This window comes from Monashia sp. HAY1-5C, assembly GCF_056755255.1.
The window spans coordinates 49,168-69,657 of record NZ_JBPGXG010000003.1; the positions used below are offsets into that span (position 1 = coordinate 49,168).

Consider the following 20,490-nt stretch of genomic DNA (forward strand, 5'->3'; position numbering starts at 1 on the left):
CCTCATCTGCGGGGCGGCCTCCCCGATGTCTCGGGAAGACGTTGGCGCTCATGACTCGCCCCCGCTGCGACGGGCGGCCTCGCGGTCACGGCGAGCTTGCACACCCTTCATCCCGAGGCGGATGAAGTAGGCCTTGCGGAGCGCGGCGGCGCGCTTCGGGTCACCGTCGGCCTCGCGCAGGAACTTCGCCTCGAACCCGGCGCGGCCGGGCGCGGTCCGAGCGGACCGATCCTTTGTCTGTGCCCACGACTCGTAGGAGGCGAGACGCGCCCAGGTGGACAGGTCAGAGTTGGTCTGGTTCTCGGGCATTGAGCCACGCACCTTCTAGGGCAGCGCACCCGGCGACGCGACGACGCGCGTCGACGCTGGGTGCTATCTCTGCCGCTGGAGTGGTGGCTCTACTACCACGGAGTTGCTGGCTCGGGTGGTTCCCTGCTGCGTGCCCCATTGCGCGCTGGTGGGCCTGCCCAACTTGGCTCCGGGGCCTCGGCTCCGGCTGCTGCGGGTCACACGACCCCGTGAGGCCTAAATCGTTCCTGGGTTCACGGGGCCACTACCTAACGGGTGACGGGTACATCGTAAACCGTCATCCGGACGGCCCCGGAGCAGCGCGCGACCGGGGACGGTCACAGGTCGCCGAGGTTGAGCCCGCGGGCCTCGGCCGCCGCACGGGTCGACGCGCCGTGCCGGGTGTAACGCATCAGCATGTCGGGGCGGGACCAGCCGGCGACGGCCATGAGGCCACCCTCGGACCCGCCCGCGGCGAGCCATCGGTGCGCGGCCGTGTGCCGCAGCAGGTGGGGGTGGAAGCGGTCGATGCCGGCCGCGTCGGCGCGCTGCCGGAGCGTCTTGTGGAGGGCGTCGTACGTGAACGACTTGCCCCGGTCGCCCAGCCAGAGGTCGGGGGATGTAGCGCCGAGGCGGTGGTGCCGACGCAACCGCACGTAGCGGTCGATCGCCTGCACGGTCTGCGGCCCGACGGGCACCATCCGACCCTTCCCACCCTTGCCACGCCGGATGATCGCGACCCCGGCGACGAGGTCCACGTCGGCGACGGCCATGACGGCCACCTCCCCCGCCCGTGCCCCCGTCTCGGCCATGAGCCGCACGATCGCCTCGTCGCGCCGGTGCCGCAGGGCCTCGAGAGGGGTCGCCCCCTTCGGCGGCTGGCACGCCTTGATGAGCGCCCGGATCTCCTCATCGGTCAGTGGCTCGATCACGGCCTGGTCGAGTTTGGGGGCCTTGATACCGAGGAACGGGTCGGCACCGATCTCGCCCTCGTCGGTAAGCCACGCGGTGAACCGGCGGACGGCGAGTTGGCGTGACCGGGCCGTCGACGCGGCCGACCCGCCATCGAGGAGGGCGGTGATCCACGACCGGAGCGACGTCCGGGCGAGGGGTGGCACGCCGACGTCGTCACACCATTGCAGGTAGAAGCGCAGGCCGTCGGTGTACGCCTTGACCGTCTGCGCGCTCTTACGGTCGGCGCGCAGCGCGAGCTCCCACGAGATACCGAGGGCGCGCAGGTCGTCGACCGTGGGACCGGTGGGTGTCCGTGTGGTCGTCATGCCACCATCGTTGGCCCCGGGATATATGGACTAGGACCGCTATGCGGATCGACCGGCCGGACCGTCGGGCATGAAAACGGCCCCTGACGTGCGTAAACGCCGTCAGGGGCCGTTGTGGATCAGTCGAGGTAGTCGCGCAGGACCTGCGAACGGCTCGGGTGACGCAGCTTGCTCATCGTCTTGGACTCGATCTGGCGGATCCGCTCGCGCGTGACGCCGTAGACCTTGCCGATCTCGTCGAGCGTCTTCGGCTGGCCGTCGGTCAGGCCGAAGCGCATGGAGACGACCCCCGCCTCGCGCTCGGAGAGCGTGTCGAGGACCGAGTGCAGCTGCTCCTGCAGGAGCGTGAAGCTGACGGCGTCCGCGGGCACGATCGCCTCGGAGTCCTCGATGAGGTCACCGAACTCGCTGTCGCCGTCCTCGCCGAGCGGGGTGTGCAGCGAGATGGGCTCGCGGCCGTACTTCTGGACCTCGACGACCTTCTCGGGCGTCATGTCGAGCTCCTTGGCCAACTCCTCCGGGGTGGGCTCGCGGCCGAGGTCCTGGAGCATCTGTCGCTGGACACGGGCCAGCTTGTTGATGACCTCGACCATGTGCACCGGGATGCGGATGGTGCGGGCCTGGTCGGCCATCGCACGGGTGATGGCCTGACGGATCCACCACGTCGCGTACGTCGAGAACTTGTAGCCCTTCGTGTAGTCGAACTTCTCGACCGCGCGGATCAGGCCGAGGTTGCCCTCCTGGATGAGGTCGAGGAAGAGCATGCCGCGACCGGTGTAGCGCTTCGCGAGCGACACGACGAGACGCAAGTTGGCCTCGAGGAGGTGGTTCTTGGCCTTCTTGCCGTCCTGGGCGATCCACCACAGCTCGCGCTTGAGCTTCATGTCGATCTTGTCGCCGGAGTTGAGCTTCTCCTCGGCGAACAGGCCGGCCTCGATGCGCTTGGCGAGCTCGACCTCCTGCTCGGCGTTGAGGAGGGCGACCTTGCCGATCTGCTTGAGGTAGTCCTTGACGGGGTCGGCGGTGGCACCGGCGGTGACGACCTGCTGCGCGGGGGCATCGTCCTCGTCGTCGTCGCGGATGACGAACCCGGACTCCTCGGCCTCCTCGGCGGGAGCGGCGGCGTCCGTGGCGACCGGGACCGTGTCGTCGTCGCCCTCCTCGGTGTCCTCTGCCGCGGGCGACTCGTCGGTCTCGTCGCTGTCGTCGTCGTCGGTGACCTCGACGTCGACGAGCTCGCTCTCGTCGGCGTCCTCGGGTTCGGCGTCATCGTCCTCGAGCTCGTCCGAGTCCCCGGCGACCTCGGCGGCAGCCACCTTCTTCGGGGCGGTCTTGCCGGCGGCCTTCTTGGCGGCGGCCTTCTTCGCGGCCGGCTTGGCGGCGGCCTTGGCGACGCCGGCGTTCGTGGCGGCCTTCTTGGCCGGCGCCTTGCGCGCCGCCGCGCCCTCGGCCTCGGCGGCGGCCTCGGCCTCGCCGGCCTTCGTCGCGGGGGTGGCCTTCCTGGCGGTCGTCTTGGCGGTCGTCGTCCTCTTGGCGGTCGTCGTCGCAGCAGCGGTGGTGGAACGTGCGGTGGCCACAGTGCCTCCCTTGGTCCCGGATCGGGTTCGCTTCTTCGTGTCGGTGTGCGGCGCGTCGACGACGATCTCGATGTCGTGGGCCTCGAGGGTGACGAGGACCGGCTTCATCTGCTTCAGGTCGAGGGCTGCCTCAGCCTGCGCTCGTGCGATCTCGGTGCCGGTGATGCTTCCGTTGGTGCTGCCCTTGACCAGGAGCTGCATGATCGCCTCGTGCTGGAACACCTTGGGCAGGGTCTTCGGGGGTCCAGCGGGTGTTGCCTTCGGCACGGATGCAGTCGCCTTTCATCGCGGGTCTCGTGTGGTGCGGGCCGACGTGAGCACGCGGGCATGCCACATCACAACGAGCGAGAACGGGGGTTCGTGCCGGACGAGCGTGGCCTGTCGGAGTCGGGTCCCCTCGGACGATCTCGCTGTGTGCCTCTTGCGATCCGGTACTCGGACATTATAAAACGCGCAACGGCGTGCGAGCGAACGGATCGGGCCGCGCGGTGGTGCCGACCCGGTGTGACACGACCCCGCCGGCGGGCGGGGCGGGCTCAGCCGGCCTTGACGGCGAGCACCGGGCAGGACGCGTCGAGCAGGATGCGCTGGGCGTTGGAGCCGAGGATGAGCTTGCCGACGGGGCTGCGGCGACGCAGTCCGATGACGATGAAGTCGGCGTTCTCCGCCTCCGCGACGCTGATGAGGTCCTCGGCCGGGTCGTTGCCCCGTACCAGCTGGCGCACCTCGTGCTCCAGGCCCTTGTCCTCGAGCACGGTCGTGACCCGCTCGAGCTCGGCCTCGAACGCACTGGCCTCGTCGGCGTCGAAGTCCTTCCCACCCCGGTGGGAGCTGATGACGACGAGCTTGGTCCCCCTGAGGACGCACTCCTCGGCGGCTCGCTTGAGCGCCGCGCGTCCCTCCTTGGTGGCGACGTATCCGACGACGATGGCCACTTCGCGGACCTCCTTGTACGGCAACAACCGGGTGGTCGCACCGTACCCGAAAAGGTGGCCGCGGGCACCGGCACGCGCGCTCGGACGGATCGCGTTGCGCGCCGGGCCTGCCGAGGCGTCGGGGTCAGCGCGGACGCGCGAGGGCCTCGCGGACCACCGAGCCGACCTGCTCCTCCTCGATGAGGAAGCCGTCGTGTCCGTAGGCGGAGGTGATCGAGACGCGCGTCGAGACGGGGAGAGCCGCATGCAGCTCGTCCGACAGCCGCGGGGGGTACAGCCGGTCGGTGTCGACGGACACCACGGTGCAGTCGGCCGTGACGCGGGCCAGCGCCGCCTCGATGCCGCCGCGGTCGCGGCCGACGTCGTGGGAGTTCATCGCCTCGGTGAGCACGACGTAGGAGTTCGCGTCGAAACGGCGAGCGAGCTTGCCGGCGTGGTGGTCCAGGTAGGACTCGACGGCGAAACGCCCTCTGCCGGCGGCGCGTTCGCTGAGGCTGAACGGGTCCTCGCCGAGCTGGGCCTGACGGCCGAACCGGTCGTCGAGCTCGGTCTCGGTGCGGTAGGTCACGTGCGCGATGCGCCGGGCGAGGCCCAGGCCGGTGTCGGGACGCTGGTCCGTGTCGTAGTAGTCGCCGCCGGCGTAGTGGGGGTCGCTGCGGATGGCGAGCAGCTGCGGCTGGCACCAGGCGATCTGCTCGGCCGTGGCGTAGGGCGTGGAGGCGAGCACGACACAGCGGTCGACGTCGTCGGGGTGGCTGACGGCCCACTCGAGGGCGCGCATGCCGCCCATCGAACCTCCGACGACCGCGGCAAGCCGCGTGATGCCGAGCTCGGTCAGCAGCGCCCGCTCGGCGGCGACCTGGTCGCGCACGGTCACGTACGGGAAGCGGCTGCCCCAGGGGCGCCCGTCGGGGGCGGGGCTCGCCGGCCCGGTCGAGCCCTGGCAGCCGCCGAGGACGTTGGCGGCGACGACGAACCAGTCCTCGGGGTCCACGGCCTGCCCGGGGCCGATGAGGCTGTTCCACCAGCCGGGCGACGGGTGGCCCTCGCCCGCCTCACCGACGACGTGGCTGTCGCCGGTGAGGGCGTGCTCGACGAGGACGACGTTGTCGCGGGCCTCGTTGAGCCGGCCCCACGTCTCGTAGGCGATCCGGACCTCGGGAAGGACGCCCCCGCGCTCGAGCTCGAGGTCACCGACGTCGACGAATTGCCGCCTGCCGACGGGGTCCCCCTCGCGCCAGACGCCGTCGCCGCGTCGGTCGGCCGAGACGTCGGGACGAACGGGCTGCGAGCCGTCGACACCCTGCTGGCGTCGGGCCGGACGGCGCGTGACCTGGCCGGACCGGTGGGTCACAGTCATTCTGGCTGCTCCTCGGGTGTGCGCGCTTGCCGCAGTCCCGTGCCGGTGCGGCCTGGTCCTCACCCGGGGCACCCCACCGCGAAGGAGGGTTGCCGGCCAGCGAGCCGGGGCTTGGCGCTGGCGCTCATGACCTGCCACCACCATACGCGACCGCGTCTCGAGGCGTGGCCCTCGGGTCCACGGGCTGGACGGCCTGGAGGGCAGTTCAGGCGCAGCTGCGGGGACGCAGGCCCCGGTCGAGGGACTGCCGCACGAGCTGTGCCAGCCGGTACCGCGGGTCGACCTCGAGGGCACGGTCCACGGCGACGGAGGCGTGGGCGCCGTCGCCGAGCCACCAGGCGTACGCGGCCACCACCGCCAGGACCGGTGCCGCACACGCGGCGGGGGTCGCCCGGCACAGCTCTTCGAGGCGCGCCAGGCGCACTCGCTCGGTCACCGCGCGGTCCCACCCGCCGCTCCCCTCCAGCATCTCGTCGATGTCCTCCTCGATGTCCTCGTCGATGTCCTGCTCGATGTCCTCCTCGATCTCCCCGTCCACGACCTCCCTCACGTCCCGCAGCATGCTCTCGTGGGAGGACGTGTCGGCCTCGAGTGCGCGGCGCAACCGGCTGACGAGGTCGCGCGGGCAGGCCTCCAGGGAGAGGGTCCCGGGGCACAGCCACGCGACGAGCAGGTCGCGCAGGCGGACGTCGACGAGCGGGCCGAGCAGCGCGGCCAGCGTCGTCGGCGTCGGCTCGGTGCCGAGCCCGCGGCGCACGAGGCGGACCCACGCCCCCAGTGCCTCGTCGACGAGGGCAGCGCGCGCCCGGCGGTCGGCAACGCCGGTGCCGACATCCGAGGGGGCGTACCGCTCGGCCCACGCCTCGACCGCGGCGAGCCGGTCGTCGTGACGCGGGTCCTGCGTCGGCAGGGGCTCGACGAGCGCTGCGAGCTGCTGGCGCGTGCCCAGCACGACGGTGCCCAGGGCGACGTACTCGGCGACGGCCGGGACGTCGGCCACGTCCGGCAGGGCTCGCCCGGGCGGTGGGCAGCAGGCGCAGTCGAGCCCGAACCAGCGGCCCTCGCGCACGACGAGCCGGTCGCCCACCGGGACGAGCTCAGCCTCGAGCGCGTCGCCCAGGGCGGTGAGCAACGGTGCGGGATCCTCGTCGGCGGCGCCGCCGGCGAACCCGACGAGGACGACGCGGCTCGGCCGCTCGCGCACCAGGGCGGGCAGGACCTGCGCAGCCGCCGCGGCGGCGTCGGGTGGGGCGACGAGGTCCAGCCGGGCCACGAGCCCGAGGCGCCGGCCGTGGAAGCAGGCCACGACGACACTGCGCTCGGGCCTGAAACCGAGGTGGTAGGGCAGGACCGTCAGCAGGTCGGCCGGTCCGGACAGGGAGATCTTCGGCATGCCCGAAGGCTGCCCCCGGCCGGCGCGGAGCGGCACTCCCCCGCCGGCCGCCTGTGGACCGCGCCGCCAGGCGCGGAGGGGGTGTGGACGACGGTGCTGCGTCAGCGCTCGAGGCGCTTGCGGACCGACTCGAGCACGTAGTCGGTGGCCGCCTGGCGGACCCCCTCGGGCAGGCGTACCCCCTCGGATCGACCCGGGCCGGTCGAGCGCGGGTCGGCCGCCGGGCGCTGCGCTCCGAGGCCACCTGCGGTCGGTGCCCCCGAGGCGCCTGTCGAGCCGGTCAGCCGCCCGACGACACGGCCCGGTGCCGCAGCCCCGGTCACGTCACGGTCGCGGCGTCGACCGTCGGCGACCTGGCCGGCCCAGAGCCGGGCCTGCGCGTCGGCAGGCGTCCCCAGCGCGGTCCCCACGCGGTCGTCCGGTGCGGTCGGGGACGCCGACGCGTGCCCGGGCTGCTCGGTGCGGGTCCGCGGCGTCCGCTGGGCAACACCCGGGCGTGACGTCCCGGGCCGGTGCAGCCCCTGGCCGATCTCCCAGGCGATGAAGCGGTCGGTCTCCTCGAGGAAGGCCTTGACGACCCAGGTGAGCACCACGGCGTCGTCGGCCACCCCGATGACCGGCAGGATGGCCTCCGGCACGAGGTCCAGCGGTGACGCCACGTAGGCGACCGCCGCCGCGACGAGCGCGAGCCTGCCCAGCGACGTGCCGGCGTACGTGCGGTCGAGCGTGGCCCGCACGAGCCGCGGCACCGCCTGCACGCGCTCGCCGAGCCGGGGCGCGCCCGGGCGGGTCGAGGCGCGCACGACGGACGCGACGGTCGCGGCGAGCTTGAGCCGAGAGGCGGTCTTCATGCCGGCCCCAACGAGCGGCCGGGCAGATGGATTCCCGGGGCCGACGTCGCGTGCGCGGGGACGCCGGCGACGCGTCCGCCGGGATGGAGGACGCGTGCGCGGCCTCGGCCGGGCGTCGGGGCCGTCATCGGTGAGGTCACCGACCGAACGTCGCCACGGGCGGGAACTCCTTGGCGGCCTGCTGGCCGATCCGGCCGAGCATGTACACGTCGACACCGGCGCCGAGGACGCCACCGACGACGGGCACGGCGCGCCCGAGACGGGCGAAGGTGCCCTGACCGATGCGTCCGAGGAGGCGGAAGCCGACGGCCTTGTTGACGACCATGAGCGTCGGCGGGGGCAGACGGTCGAGCGCGAGCATGGACAGCCGGCCCCCCGCCGCGTGGAGGCCGGCCTTCTTCAGCAGGTCGTCGCGGTCGGCGCCGACGAGGGTCAGCAGGATCGCCGAGCGGATCTCGGGCTGGTCGATGTCGTACCCGCGGACCTTCGCGGTCGCGGCGGTCAGGCGCGTGCCGAGCAGGTAGAACTCGAGGAGGTTGGCGGGCAGCGAGACCGGCATCGTGAAGAAGCCGCCGAGGCCCGTGACGAACCCACCTGCGGCGCCGAGCTGCCGGTGGTCGCGAGCGATGATCCGCAGGGCCTGCTCGGCGTCGCCGTGGGCGTCGCGCAGGGCCTTCGCGGCCACCTCGTGGGCGGAGTCGAACGGGCCCTTGCCGTCGATGCCGACGTCGAGGAGCCGCTCGACGAGCCGCGTCGCAGCGCCCGTCAGGCCGCTCTCCGCGGGCAGGGCGGCACGGGCGAGCGCGCCGCCGTCCGCCCCTTCGCCCACCTGCTCGGTCCCTGCGTCCGAGGTCTGCACTGCCCCGCCCCTGTCCCATCCGAACAAGCCCACCGGCCCTCACTCCTCGCACGACGTCGCATCTGCGGCCGCACCCGGCGACCCCTCCCCGCCACCGTATGACGACTCGGCGCCGCGGTGCGCGCCAACGCCGCGGCGATCTGCCACGCCCCCGGACGGACGGCGCACGGTCGGTGGACGGACCCGGACGGACGCGTGGACGCAGCGGCGTGGGCGGCGTCTCGTAGGGTCGACCCATGTCCGGACCGATCCTCGGCGCGTCGCTCGACGACCTGCGCCGCGACCGCACGAGCGTCAAGTGGCGGCGGTACGGGCCCGAGGTCCTGCCGTTGTGGATCGCGGAGATGGACGCCCTGCCCTGTCCCGCCGTCGTCGACGCGGTGAGCGAGGCGATGCGGCGGGGCGACACCGGCTACGCGTGGACCGACGACTACGCCGAGGCCTTCGCCGACCACGCCGAGGCCACGTGGTGCTGGCGGCCCGACCCCGCGACGACCGTCCGGGTCACCGACGTGCTGACCGGGGTCACCCACCTGCTTCGGCTGCTCACCGACCCGGGCGGCCCCGTCGTGCTCACCACACCGGTGTACAACGCCTTCTTCGAGGTGGTCGAGGCCGCCGGACGGCGCGTCGTCGAAGCACCGCTGGGCGAGGGCCACCGGCTCGACCTCGACTCCCTCGCAAGAGCATTCGCCGCGGCGACCGAGGGTGGGGCGCGGGCCGTCCTGCTGCTGTCGAACCCGCACAACCCGACCGGCACCGTGCACACCGCGGACGAGCTCGCGGCGGTGGCCCGGCTCGCCGACGAGCACGGGGTGCGCGTCCTGTCCGATGAGATCCACGGCGCGCTCGTGTACTCCACGAGCACCTTCACGCCGTACCTGGCCGTTCCCGGCACCGAGAACGGCATCGTGGTGTCGTCGGCCTCCAAGGCCTGGAACCTCGCCGGCCTCAAGGCCGCGGTCATCGCCCCGGGGCCGGACGCCGTGGCCGACGTGCGTCGCCTGCACCCGTTCGTGACGTTCGGGGCCAGCCACCTCGGCGTCGTCGCGCACGTCGCGGCGTGGCGCGACGGACGGCAGTGGCTCGCGCGCCTGCTCGACGAGCTCGACGCCAACCGCACGCTGCTCGCCCGGCTCGTGGCCGAGCGCCTGCCGGGCGCCGAGCTCACGGTGCCGGAGGCCACCTACCTGGCCTGGCTCGACCTGCGCGGGCTCGGCCTCGGGGAGCGGCCCGCGACGCGTCTCGTCGACACGGCGCGCGTCGCCCTGTCCGACGGTCCCCTGTTCGGCACGCCCGGGGCCGGTCACGCCCGGGTCAACTTCGCCACCTCACCCGAGATCCTCACCGAGGCCATCGACCGGATCGCGAGATCCCTTGGCTGACAGCGCCACCCGCGTTCCGGACGAGCACGTGGCGGTCACCCCCGGCGGCCGGAGCCCCCTCGTGGCCCTCGTCGTCGGGCCGTCGGACTCGGCGCTCCTCGGCGAGGGGGTCGACGAGCGGGTGTCGCTCTCGCACCTCGTGGACCGGGTGGCCGAGCTCACCGCCTCGATGCGGCCCCGGTGGGTCGTCTGGTCGGCATCCTCGACCCTGCGCCCGGTGGTCGACGCGGGGGTGGACGTGCCGCGCACCTGGGACCTCGCGGAGGCCCACCGCATCGTCCACGGCGGCTGGTGGGCCACCCCCGGCCACGTCGTCGCCGGCTGCCGTGGCCTGGACGAGCTCGACGTGCCACGCCCGCTGGTCGGTCGCCTCAGCGGCTTCGACGGCGACCTGTTCGACGTCGTCGCCGGTGACGACCCCTCGCTGTGGACCTCGGACGGCCACCTGCGTCCGGACGCCCTCACGTGGGCCCGCACTCCCGAGCGCGTGCGCGCCCTCGCGGAGCTGGCCCTGGAGTGCCAGCTGTCCCAACAGGCGTCGCTCCGGCGGATCGGTGGTGCGGCCGCAGGGCGACTCGAGCGCACGGTCTGGTCCGAGTCCGCGGCCGCGGTGCTCTGCCTCGAGCTCGAGCGTGACGGCCTGCCCGTCGACCGCCACGTCGCCGAGGAGCTCATCGCGGCCTCGGCCGGCCCCCGCCCGGTCGACGACGCCGACGCCGCTCGCATCCGCGCCGACCGCGACCACGACGTCCTGCGCCATGCCCCGGGACGGCCCGGCGCCGACCTGCGCAACCCCGGACAGGTCCGCGAGCTGCTCCTGTCGGTCGGCGTCGACGTGCCGAACACCCGCGCCTTCGTCCTCGAGCCCTACCGCCGGACCCATGCCCTCGTCGACGCGCTGCTGCGCTGGCGCAAGGACGAGCGCATCGCCACGACGTACGGCTACCGGTGGCTCGACGAGCACGTCGGCCCCGACGACCGGCTGCGTGGTGGCTGGACCGCGTGCGACGGGGCGGCCGGGCGGATGACCGCCCAGAACGGCCTGCACAACCTGCCCGCTCCCCTGCGCCCGGCTGTCGCCGCGGAGCCGGGGCACGTGTTCGTCCGCGCCGATCTCGGCCAGGTGGAGCCGCGCGTGCTCGCCGTCGTCAGCGCCGACCGCGCGTTCGCGGAGGCGACGCGCAGCGACGACCTCTACGCGCCGGTCGCCGCCAAGCTCGGAGCCGACCGCCCCACCGCGAAGGTCGCCGTCCTCGCGGCGATGTACGGCCAGCGCTCCGGTCCGGCCGGCGAGGCCCTCAAGGACCTCGAGCGGGCCTACCCGGTCGCCATGGGTCTGCTCGACCGGGCCTTCGCCGACGGCGTGGCCCGGCGCCCGGTCCGTACCTACGGCGGACGGCTCATCCGCTTCGGCTCCCCCGGCGCGCCGCCGCAGGGACTCGAGCCCGGCGAGGACGTCCTCGCCGGGCGACCGTCGTCGGCCGCGGCGGACGCGGGACGCGGCCGGTACGCCCGCAACGCCATCATCCAGGGGTCGGCGGCCGAGCTGTTCAAGGCGTGGGCGGCCACGGTGCGCCACGCGGTGGCGCCGCTCGGTGGCCGGATCGTGCTGTGCCTGCACGACGAGCTGCTCGTCCACGTGCCCGAGGAGCACGGTGAGGAGGCGGCCGCCGCGGTCGGGACCGCGCTCGAGCGGGCGGCCCGGACGTGGGCCGGGACCGACACGGTGCGGTTCGTCTCCGACACGTCGCTGGTGCGCCGCTGGAGCGAGGCCAAGGGCTGACCCGCCGGCCCCCCTCGGGTCCGTGGGCCCCGTCGCGCCCCCCACGGCTCAGGCCGTGTCGCCGGTCCCGCCGTCGGGGTCGTCCTGCGCGACGTCCTTGAGGAACGCCTCGAACTCGGCGCCGATCTCGTCAGCGGTCGGCAGGTCGGACAGGTCGGTGGCGAGCAGGCTGCGCTGGCGGCGTCCCTCGAGGAACGTGTCGTACTGCTGCTCGAGGGCCTTGACGACCGCCGTGATCTCGTCCGACTCCTCCATCTGCCGGGTGATCTCGGCCCGGTTCAGCCCGGCCGTCGCAGCCAGCTCGCGGGTGTCGAGGTCGAGGCCGGTGGCGGTGCGGACGCGCTCGAGGCCGAGCAGGGCCGCGTCGGCGTACTCGGTCTGACCCAGGTAGTGCGGCACGTGGACGGCGAAGCCGATGGCGTCGCGTCCGGCCTCGCCGAGGCGCAGCTCGAGCAGCGAGGAGAAGCTCGCCGGCACCTGGACGGTGCCGAAGGCGGGCTCGTTCGGCGGCACGAGGCTGCGGTTGGTGCCGTGGGCGGTGACGCCGAGGGGCCGCGTGTGCGGCACCGCCATCGGGATGCCGTGGACGCTGACCGTCAGGTCGACGCCGAACGCGTCCATGAGCGTCGTCGTGGCCTCGACCATGCGAGCCCACTGGTAGTCCGGCTCCGGACCGACGAGGAGGAGGAAGGGCACGCCCTCGCGGTCGACGACGCGGTGCAGCAGCAGGCTCGGGTCCTCGTAGCTGCTCCAGTGGTCGCGGTCGAAGACCATGACGGGGCGACGGCCCCGGTAGTCGAGCAGCTGGTCGACGTCGAAGGAGGCGACGACGCGCGACTCGTGCGCGGCGAGGAGGTGGTCGGCGAGCAGCTTCTGCGTGCTGCCGGCGTCGATGAACCCGTCGAGGGCGACGACGAGAACCGAGGCCTGCAGCTCCTCGAGCATGCTCGGCGAGGTGTCGCTCTCGAACTGGAAGAGCTCGGTCGGGTCCTGCACGGGTCTGGCCTTTCGTGTGGCGGGTCGATGACTGCAACGCCCGGCGCGAGCCGCGGATTCCCGGCCCGCGAGGCCGTGCGTCAGGCGGACACCTTCGCGATGGCCTTGAGCACGCGCTGCGGCGACACGGGGTACGACGTACCCAGGGTCTGGGCGAACAGCGACACCCGCAGCTCCTCGATCATCCACCCGATGTCGACGACCTCGCGGGACCCGCGCTGGGCCGGACGCAGCGACTCGAGCAGGTCGGCGTAGCGGCCCTCGACGAGGTCGACCTGGTCGAGCGACTGCGCGTCGCGCGCGAGGTTGTCCGGCGCCTTGTCGAGGCGGTGCTGCGCCGCCCGAAGGTAGCGGTCGAGGTCGGGCAGGCGCTTCAAGCCCGTGTCGGCGACGAACCCCGGGCGCACGAGCTCGCGCAGCTGGGCCCGGACGTCGGCGAGGACCGGCCGCAGCGCGGGGCTCGCCGAGCGGTCGAGCTCGGCCAGGCGGTTGGTGAGGGCCAGGTGCCGCGCGAGGATCGGCTCGACGAGGCCGACGACCTGCACGACCCGCGCCGTCGTGTGGGTGCGGACGGCCGACAGGGCCCACTCGAAGTCCTCGCGGCTGCGGACCGTGTGGTCGGCCCGCCCGGCCGGGTCCTGGTCACCGGCCGCGTCGGCCCCGATGGCGTCGACGGCGCAGGCGAGGCAGTCGTCGAGGAGGGCGGGGACGCTGCCGTGCGGGTTGTGGCCGAGCGCGAGCTTCTGGGTGTTCGTCAGGCGGGCCAGGACCTGCTTCCACGGCGGGGTGATCCCGAGCAGGAGCAGCCGCCGCACGCCGAGGCGGTGCTCGGCCTCCGCCTCCCCGCGCGTCGGCAGGACCCGCAGGTCGACAGCCGACCCGGTGTCGACGAGGGCCGGGTAGCCCTGCACACCGTCCGCGCTCTCGAAGGTCTCGGGAACGCCGTCGTCGGGGAAGGCGGTGAGCCCGGCGCGCTCGAGGCCGGAGCCGGCGCGGCGCACCTGGCGACGCAGCTGCGGCGTCGCGGCCTCACGGACGGCCTCGAGGTCCTTGCCGGTGGCGACGGGCCGACCGTCCGGACCGTCGACGGAGAAGGTGATGCGAAGGTGGTCCGGCACCCGCGCCCAGTCGAAGTCGGCCGGCGACACCGCCGCCCCGGCCCGACGACGCAGTGCGGTCGCGAGCGCGGGCAGGAGCGGGCCCGACGCCGGGTCGAGCTCCGGCAGGACGGCGCGGGCGTGGTCGGGCGCGGGCACGATGAGCCGGCGAACGGCCTTGGGCAGCGAACGGATCAGCGCGGTGACCAGCTCCTCGCGGAAGCCCGGGACCTGCCAGTCGAACCCGTCGGCCGTGACCTGGTTGAGTCGGTCGACGGGCACGTGCACGGTGACGCCGTCGTCGGGGGCCCCCGGCTCGAACCGATAGGTGACCGGCAGGACGTTCTCGCCCTGGGTCCACGTCGTCGGGTGGTCCTCGTCGGCGATGCTGCCGGCGCTCTCGCGGAGCAGGAGGTCCTCGGTGAAGGTCAGCAGGTCCGGATCGGTGCGACGAGCCTTCTTCCACCACGTGTCGAAGTGCCGCCCCGAGACCACGTCGGCGGGAACCCGCTTGTCGTAGAAGGCGACCAGCGTGCTGTCGTCGACGACGATGTCGCGGCGGCGGGTGCGGGCCTCGAGCTCGCCGAGCTGTTCGACGAGGGCGGCGTTGGCCCGCAGGAAGGCGTGCTCGGTGTTCCAGTCGCCCTCCACGAGCGCGTGCCGGATGAACAGGTCGCGGGCCAGCTCGGGGTCGACGCGGCCCAGGCCGATGGTGCGCCCGACGACGAGGGGCACGCCGTAGAGGGTGACCCGCTCCGTGGCGATCGCCGAGCCACGGCGTGCCGACCACCGCGGCTCGGAGTACTGGCGCTTGACCAGGTGGGCCCCGAGGTCCTCGGCCCACTGCGGGTCGATGCGGGCGGTCGTGCGCGCCCACAGTCGCGTCGTCTCGACGAGCTCCTCGGCCATGACGAACTGCGGCTGCTTGCGGAACAGGGCCGACCCGGGGCTGATCGCGAACCGGGTGCCGCGCGCGCCGGCGTACTCGCGGCGCTGCTCGTCGCGGACGCCGACGTGCGAGAGCAGTCCGGCGAGCAGAGACTGGTGGATGGCGTCGGTGTCGTACTCCCCGTGGACGCTGCCCCGGGTGACGTCGAGACCGGCCTGTTTGGCCGCCTGCCTCACCTGGCTGTGCAGATCCTGCCACTCGCGCACCCGCAGGTAGTGGAGGAACTCGGTCTTGCACATCCGGCGGAAGGCGCTGCTGCTCAGCTCCTTCTGCTGCTCCTTGAGGTAGGCCCAGAGGTTGAGCCACGTGACGAAGTCGCTCGTCTCGTCGGCGAACCGCTTGTGCGCCGCGTTCGCGAGCTCCTGCTTGTCCTGCGGTCGCTCGCGGGGGTCCTGGATGGACAGCGCCGCGACGACGACGAGCACCTCCCGCAGGACACCGCGTCGGTCGGCCTCGAGGACCATCCGGGCGTGGCGCGGGTCGATCGGCAGGGTGGCGATGGTGCGGCCCAGGTCGGTGAGCCGGCGCCCGGGCCGGCGCCGGCCCCGGTCCCGGCCGTCGCGCTGGGCCTGCCCGTGGGCGTCCTCCTCCGGAGCGAACGCCTGCAGCTCCTCGAGGAGGCGGACGCCGTCGGTCACCTGGCGGGAGTCGGGCGGGTCGACGAACGGGAACCGGGCGATGTCGCCGAGGCCCAGGCTCGTCATCTGCAGGATGACCGAGGCGAGGTTGGTCCGGAGGATCTCGGGGTCGGCGAACGGAGGGCGACGGTCGTAGTCCTCCTCGGAGTAGAGCCGGATCGCGATGCCGTCGGCGAGGCGTCCGCAGCGGCCGGACCGCTGGTTCGCCGACGCCTGGCTCACCGGCTCGATGGGCAGGCGCTGGACCTTGGTGCGCTGGCTGTAGCGGCTGATGCGCGCCGTGCCGGTGTCGACGACGTAGCGGATGCCCGGGACCGTCAGCGACGTCTCGGCGACGTTGGTGGCCAGGACGATCCGGCGCCCGGTGTGCGGCGCGAAGACCCGGTGCTGCTCGGCGGCGGACAACCGGCCGTAGAGCGGGACGACCTCGGTGACCGGCAGCCTCATGCCGTTCAGGGCGTCGGCGGCGTCGCGGATCTCCCGCTCGCCGGAGAAGAACACGAGGATGTCGCTGCTCGTGCCGGTGTGACGTTCGGTCCACAGCTCCTCGACGGCCTCGCAGACGCCGGTCACCATGTCGCGTTCCTCGGCGTCGGGCCGGTCGGGGTCGACGAGCGGGCGGTAGCGGATCTCGACCGGGAAGGTGCGGCCGGAGACCTCGATGACGGGGGCGGGCTCACCCGTCGAGGGGTCGGCGAAGTGCCGGGCGAACTTCTCGGGGTCGATGGTCGCCGAGGTGATGACGACCTTGAGGTCGGGTCGACGCGGGAGCAGCTGCTTGAGGTAGCCGAGGATGAAGTCGATGTTGAGGCTGCGCTCGTGGGCCTCGTCGATGATGATCGTGTCGTAGCGTCGCAGCTCGCGGTCGCGCTGCATCTCGGCGAGCAGGATGCCGTCGGTCATGACCTTGACGAGCGTGTCGCGCGTGGCGTGGTCGGTGAAGCGCACCTGGTAGCCCACGGCCTGGCCGAGCTCGACGTCGAGCTCCTCGGCGAGCCGTTCGGCCACTGCCCGCGCGGCGATGCGACGCGGCTGGGTGTGACCGATCTGCCCGTCGAGGCCGCGGCCGAGCTCGAGGCAGATCTTCGGCAGCTGGGTCGTCTTGCCCGAGCCGGTCTCCCCGGCGATGACGACGACCTGGTGGTCGCGGATGGCGGCCGCGATGTCGTCCCGCCGGTCGACCACCGGGAGGTGCTCGGGATAGGTGATCGGCGGGACGGTGGCCGCACGGGCTGCCCGGCGCGCCTCGCGCTGCTCGGGCCTCGGCCCGCGGCCGCTGCGCCGCCCCCGGGTTCGCGGTGACCGCGGGCGCGCCGGGGCGTTCGCGGACTGGTCGGGCATGCTCGACAGGATAGGCGGGCCGCCGGGTGCGGGTCGCACCGGTTTCCGTGCGACAGCGCCCGGGGCCGGGGGCGCCGAGGTCAGATGTCGGCGTCGTCCGCCGAGGCCCGTGCCGCCTTGCGCCGCTTGTTGACCGCGATGCGCAGGGCCATCGCGCGCTGGAAGGCCAGGTGCCAGAACCTGTTGAGGACCAGCTCTCGCTCCCCGACCATCTCCCGGACGTCGGCGCCGGCGCCGAGCTTGAACAGCAGCAGGCCGGTCAGGGGGCTCGTCGCGCCGAGGGAGGTGTTGAAGCCACGGAAGTCGTAGGCCTCGCAGCCCTGCTCGAGCGCATCCTGCATCGCCTGCCACTGGAGGGCGTTCGACGCGCGGGCCTCGCGGTTGCGCTCGGTCGAGCCGCCGTAGAGGTAGGAGAAGGTCGGACCGAACCGGATCATGAGCGCCGAGGCGAGGACGTCCCCGTCCACGTGCGCCTCGTAGAACCAGGCGTGCGGCCGCGACTCTCGCTCGTCGACGCCCTCCATGAAGGAGCGGGCCATCGTCTCGAAGTAGGCCTTGGGCCGGGGCAGGAAGTTGTCGCGCCGGGCCGACTCGACGTACAGGTCGTGGAAGGTGTCGAGGCCCTCCAGCCCGACGGCCCGCACCTGCACCCCGGACTTGGCCGCCTTCTTGACGTTGCGACGCCACTGCTGGTTCATGGCCTTGTTGAGGTCCTCGGTGGTGCGTCCGCGCAGGTCGACGACGCAGAGCAGCCGCGGCTGGCCGACCGCGACGCCGTCCCCGCCGATCGGCAGCCACCGGTTGCGGCCGAGCCAGGCCTCGAGCGACCGCGCGACGGGGCTGTCGACGGCGGGCTCGAGGGTGGTGAAGCTGAGCAGGCCGCCCTCGGCCACCTGCTTCTTGACCGGCTCGCGGTCCCAGACCCGCGAGACGACGGGGAACCCGAGACGCAGGGCGAAGGCACCGGTACCGCGGGCCCACCCGACGAGCGGGTCGATCCAGGCCGCCGGATCGGCGGCCACGGCCTCCCAGGGCAGGCCGGGTCCCTCGGGCAGGTAGGCGTACGTGCGTCGCAGCCGCGGGATGGAGCGCGACAGCACCAGGCCGGCCCCGACGCGGGTCCCCTCGGCGTCGAACCAGCCGAGTGGCGTCCGGCGCCAGCCGGCCTTGGCCCGGCCCCACGCCGGCGTCTGCAGGAAGCTGCCGCCGACGGCGTGGAGCGTGTCGAGCTCGTCGTCGGGGCTGATCTCGCGGACGGTCAGGGGGCCGGCGGCCCCGGTCGCGGCGGGCTGCGAAGTCATGGCCGCCACCCTAGCGGCGGCCGGTCGGCGTCCCGTCCGTGCCGCCACCCGCCCGCGCGGTGCGGCGGATCCACCACAGTCCCACGACCGGCAGGACGAGCGGCACGTAGCCGTAGCCGGACCCGAAGTGCGACCACACCGTCTTGTCCGGGAAAGCCGACGGCACGACGTAGGACAGCGTGCCGACGACGAGCACGCCGACCAGCTCGACGCCGAGCGCCACCGTGGCGAGCCGGACCGAGGCGCGGTCGCCACGCGCCAGGCCCACGGTCGCGACGAGGTAGATGACGGCGGCCACTGCTGACAGGACGTAGGAGACCGGGGCCCGGTGGAAGTACTCGCTGATCTGCAGGATGGAACGGCCCGTGGCGGCGAGGGCGAGCAGGCCGTAGACGGCCACGAGGAGCCGGCCGAAGCCGTGTCCCGTGTGCGGTGCCTGCGGCCCGGGGGTGGGCGAGGGCGTCGTCTGCTCAGGCATGGAGCGTCCAGACCTGCTGGAGCCGGGCCACGAGGACGGCCACGACGAACGCGGCCGCGAGCACGACGCCCATGGACCACTGCGTCTTCTCCTTGATCGCGATGAGGATCGCGACCGGGGTGACGACGAGGACGGTGAACAGGTAGGCGATGAAGGTGGCCCGCTCCGCGCCGTCGGCGATGGCTGAGGCGCGGGTCAGCCCGACGACGAGCTGCACGAGGAGGGCGACCTCGAGAACGAGCCCCGTGACGACGACCGCGTCGTCGACGAGGCGCCTGCGCGCGAGGTGGTGCGCCGCGAGGAGGGCGAGCAGGCCGCTGCCGACGAGCAGCACGACGGTGAGCGGTTGGAGCACGCGGTGAGCCTACTGTGTGCTCCGGCGTCGACCTGTCGTGCCCGGGAGCCGGGCGATGCCCGTCGGCCGGTAGGTTGCCCTGTGACGCGCGCCCGGGCGGTCCGCCCGGTCGACGTTCTCCCTTCAGCCATGCCAGGAGGCCATCGTGGCGATCCGCCCGGTCACGGTCGACCGTGCCGCCGGCGTCCTGCTCGGGCAGGCCTGCGGCGACGCACTCGGCGTGCCGTACGAGATGGCGGCGCCTCCCGTCGGCGAGGCCGTCATGAAGGGCGGAGGCCTCGGGCCGTACGGCCCCGGCGAGTGGAGCGACGACACCCAGATGACCTTGTGCGTCGCGCGGGTGGCCGCGCGGGGCCTCGACCTCAGCGGGCCGTGCGGGCTCGACGAGGTCGCCGAGTCGTTCACCGCGTGGCTCGACGGTGGTGCCACCGACGTGGGGACGCAGACGCGCGCGGTGCTCACCGAGGCGCGCGCCCTCGAGGGTCGCGCGCACGAGCGCCTGACGCAGGCGAGCCGGAACCTGCACGCCCGGACGGGGCTGACGGCCGGCAACGGTGCGCTGATGCGGACCTCGGTCGTCGGGCTGTCCACCCTGACCGACCGCGAGGCCACCGCCCGGGCCGCCCGGGCCGTCGCCGAGCTGACCCACGCCGACCCGCTCGCCGGCGACTCGGCCGTGCTGTGGTCCGAGGCGATCCGCGTCGCGGTCACCGAGGGCCGACTCGACCTCACCGCCGGCCTCGACCTCGTGAGCGTCGAGCACGCCGGTCACTGGGGCGACTGGATCGAGGCCGCCACCGGCGCCGACCCGGGCGGCTTCGGCGACAACGGCTACACCGTCACGGCGCTGCAGGACGCGTGGGCAGCCATCACGTCGACCGACCGTGGCGACGGCTCGGCGATGCACCTGCAGCGTGGTCTGCAGGCGGCCGTGCGGGCCGGGCACGACACCGACACCGTCGCCGCCATCGCCGGGTCGCTGCTCGGGGCCCGCTACGGCGCCTCGGCGGTGCCGACGCAGTGGCGCCGCCTCGTGCACGGCTGGCCGGGCCTGCGCGCCCACGACCTCGTCGAGCTGGCCGTCTCCACCTCGATCGGCGGTCGCCGTCACGGTGAGTGGCCCTCCGTCGAGACGATGGCCGATCCCGACGTCCCGTCCCGGGCCCAGCCTCACCCCATCGACCCGGACATCCTCCTCGGCAGCATCGCCGACCTCGGCCGGGTCCGCGAGCTCGGCGTCCAGGCGGTCGTGTCGCTGTGCCCGCTCGGGCTGCGCGACATCCCGGCCGAGGGCATGTCGGCCCGCGACCACATCGAGTTCTGGATCAACGAGCACGACGACCAGGAGCTCAACCCCCACCTCGACTTCGTCCTCGACGACGCCTCCTCGGCGCTGCGCCAGTTCCGGGCCGAGGGCAAGCGCGTCCTCGTCCACTGCCACCACGGCGGGGACCGCGCCCCCGCCGTCGCCCTGCGCTATGCCGTCGACCTCGGCGTGGCGCCCGAGCTCGCCGAACGGTCCATCCGGGCGGCCCTGCCGGGGATCCGCGGCGAGGGCCGGCTGTGGCGGGTGGCCGCCCATGGGGCCTGACCGGACGCCCCGCCCCGACTCAGTGCTCGAGGT

16 protein-coding genes and 1 riboswitch are annotated in these 20,490 nt (G+C 73.5%); of the genes, 3 read left to right on the forward strand and 13 right to left on the reverse strand.

Annotation, left to right across the window (positions count from 1 at the left end):
- Positions 1–48: 48 nt before the first annotated feature.
- The 8 genes from ACR9ZK_RS00975 to ACR9ZK_RS01010 all read right to left on the reverse strand — a co-directional run bounded on the left by ACR9ZK_RS00975 (position 49) and on the right by ACR9ZK_RS01010 (position 8,543).
- Positions 49–309 (reverse strand): hypothetical protein, encoded by a 261-nt coding sequence (locus ACR9ZK_RS00975; protein ID WP_481339076.1) that lies wholly within the window; start codon positions 307–309, stop codon positions 49–51.
- 317 nt (positions 310–626) lie between these two features.
- Positions 627–1,568 carry a tyrosine-type recombinase/integrase gene (locus ACR9ZK_RS00980; RefSeq protein WP_481339078.1) on the reverse strand — a complete coding sequence of 314 codons (942 nt, stop codon included), beginning with the start codon at positions 1,566–1,568 and terminating at the stop codon, positions 627–629.
- 119 nt (positions 1,569–1,687) lie between these two features.
- On the reverse strand, positions 1,688–3,412 hold the full coding sequence (locus ACR9ZK_RS00985) for an RNA polymerase sigma factor (protein ID WP_481339080.1): 1,725 nt from the start codon (positions 3,410–3,412) through the stop codon (positions 1,688–1,690).
- Between the two features lie 269 nt (positions 3,413–3,681).
- On the reverse strand, positions 3,682–4,080 hold the full coding sequence (locus tag ACR9ZK_RS00990; RefSeq protein ID WP_481339082.1) for a universal stress protein: 399 nt from the start codon (positions 4,078–4,080) through the stop codon (positions 3,682–3,684).
- A gap of 124 nt (positions 4,081–4,204) precedes the next feature.
- Complete coding sequence (gene metX / locus ACR9ZK_RS00995) at positions 4,205–5,440, reverse strand: homoserine O-acetyltransferase MetX (protein WP_481339084.1); 1,236 nt, start codon at positions 5,438–5,440, stop codon at positions 4,205–4,207.
- Positions 5,441–5,457: 17 nt separating this feature from the next.
- Positions 5,458–5,572: riboswitch (SAM riboswitch) on the reverse strand.
- 73 nt (positions 5,573–5,645) lie between these two features.
- A complete protein-coding gene (locus ACR9ZK_RS01000; RefSeq protein ID WP_481339086.1) occupies positions 5,646–6,833 on the reverse strand; it encodes a DUF4192 domain-containing protein in 1,188 nt (395 codons plus the stop codon).
- Between the two features lie 101 nt (positions 6,834–6,934).
- Complete coding sequence (locus tag ACR9ZK_RS01005; protein WP_481339088.1) at positions 6,935–7,684, reverse strand: YkvA family protein; 750 nt, start codon at positions 7,682–7,684, stop codon at positions 6,935–6,937.
- Positions 7,685–7,820: 136 nt separating this feature from the next.
- Positions 7,821–8,543, reverse strand: a complete 723-nt coding sequence (locus ACR9ZK_RS01010) for an EcsC family protein (protein ID WP_481339089.1) — start codon at positions 8,541–8,543, stop codon at positions 7,821–7,823.
- A gap of 236 nt (positions 8,544–8,779) precedes the next feature.
- On the opposite strand from ACR9ZK_RS01010, the gene ACR9ZK_RS01015 reads away from it, so the two are divergent.
- Complete coding sequence (locus ACR9ZK_RS01015; protein WP_481339091.1) at positions 8,780–9,928, forward strand: MalY/PatB family protein; 1,149 nt, start codon at positions 8,780–8,782, stop codon at positions 9,926–9,928.
- Positions 9,921–11,711 carry a DNA polymerase gene (locus tag ACR9ZK_RS01020; RefSeq protein ID WP_481339093.1) on the forward strand — a complete coding sequence of 597 codons (1,791 nt, stop codon included), beginning with the start codon at positions 9,921–9,923 and terminating at the stop codon, positions 11,709–11,711. The genes ACR9ZK_RS01015 and ACR9ZK_RS01020 overlap by 8 nt, the downstream gene beginning before the upstream one ends.
- Positions 11,712–11,759: 48 nt before the next feature.
- On the opposite strand, the gene ACR9ZK_RS01025 is transcribed toward ACR9ZK_RS01020, so the two are convergent.
- The 5 genes from ACR9ZK_RS01025 to ACR9ZK_RS01045 form a co-directional block, all read right to left on the reverse strand.
- Positions 11,760–12,707 (reverse strand): proteasome assembly chaperone family protein, encoded by a 948-nt coding sequence (locus tag ACR9ZK_RS01025; protein ID WP_481339095.1) that lies wholly within the window; start codon positions 12,705–12,707, stop codon positions 11,760–11,762.
- An 80-nt stretch (positions 12,708–12,787) separates the two neighbouring features.
- Complete coding sequence (hrpA, locus tag ACR9ZK_RS01030; RefSeq protein ID WP_481339097.1) at positions 12,788–16,732, reverse strand: ATP-dependent RNA helicase HrpA; 3,945 nt, start codon at positions 16,730–16,732, stop codon at positions 12,788–12,790.
- An 80-nt stretch (positions 16,733–16,812) separates the two neighbouring features.
- On the reverse strand, positions 16,813–18,033 hold the full coding sequence (locus ACR9ZK_RS01035; RefSeq protein WP_481339099.1) for a lipid II:glycine glycyltransferase FemX: 1,221 nt from the start codon (positions 18,031–18,033) through the stop codon (positions 16,813–16,815).
- Between the two features lie 10 nt (positions 18,034–18,043).
- Entirely contained in the window at positions 18,044–18,511 is a 468-nt protein-coding gene (locus tag ACR9ZK_RS01040; RefSeq protein WP_481339101.1) for a hypothetical protein, read from the reverse strand.
- On the reverse strand, positions 18,504–18,866 hold the full coding sequence (locus ACR9ZK_RS01045; RefSeq protein WP_481339103.1) for a hypothetical protein: 363 nt from the start codon (positions 18,864–18,866) through the stop codon (positions 18,504–18,506). The genes ACR9ZK_RS01040 and ACR9ZK_RS01045 overlap by 8 nt, the downstream gene beginning before the upstream one ends.
- A gap of 145 nt (positions 18,867–19,011) precedes the next feature.
- Between ACR9ZK_RS01045 and ACR9ZK_RS01050 the strand changes: the two genes are divergently transcribed.
- Complete coding sequence (locus tag ACR9ZK_RS01050; RefSeq protein WP_481339105.1) at positions 19,012–20,457, forward strand: ADP-ribosylglycohydrolase family protein; 1,446 nt, start codon at positions 19,012–19,014, stop codon at positions 20,455–20,457.
- Positions 20,458–20,490 lie beyond the last annotated feature (33 nt).

Bases quoted from the DNA above. Each gene is read 5' to 3' on its own strand.
- ACR9ZK_RS00975 (WP_481339076.1), bottom strand. From the start codon at position 309: ATGCCCGAGAACCAGACCAACTCTGACCTGTCCACCTGGGCGCGTCTC.
- ACR9ZK_RS00980 (WP_481339078.1), bottom strand. From the start codon at position 1,568: ATGACGACCACACGGACACCCACCGGTCCCACGGTCGACGACCTGCGC.
- metX (WP_481339084.1), bottom strand. From the start codon at position 5,440: ATGACTGTGACCCACCGGTCCGGCCAGGTCACGCGCCGTCCGGCCCGA.
- ACR9ZK_RS01000 (WP_481339086.1), bottom strand. From the start codon at position 6,833: ATGCCGAAGATCTCCCTGTCCGGACCGGCCGACCTGCTGACGGTCCTG.
- ACR9ZK_RS01005 (WP_481339088.1), bottom strand. From the start codon at position 7,684: ATGAAGACCGCCTCTCGGCTCAAGCTCGCCGCGACCGTCGCGTCCGTC.
- ACR9ZK_RS01015 (WP_481339091.1), top strand. From the start codon at position 8,780: ATGTCCGGACCGATCCTCGGCGCGTCGCTCGACGACCTGCGCCGCGAC.
- hrpA (WP_481339097.1), bottom strand. From the start codon at position 16,732: ATGCCCGACCAGTCCGCGAACGCCCCGGCGCGCCCGCGGTCACCGCGA.
- ACR9ZK_RS01035 (WP_481339099.1), bottom strand. From the start codon at position 18,033: ATGACTTCGCAGCCCGCCGCGACCGGGGCCGCCGGCCCCCTGACCGTC.
- ACR9ZK_RS01040 (WP_481339101.1), bottom strand. From the start codon at position 18,511: ATGCCTGAGCAGACGACGCCCTCGCCCACCCCCGGGCCGCAGGCACCG.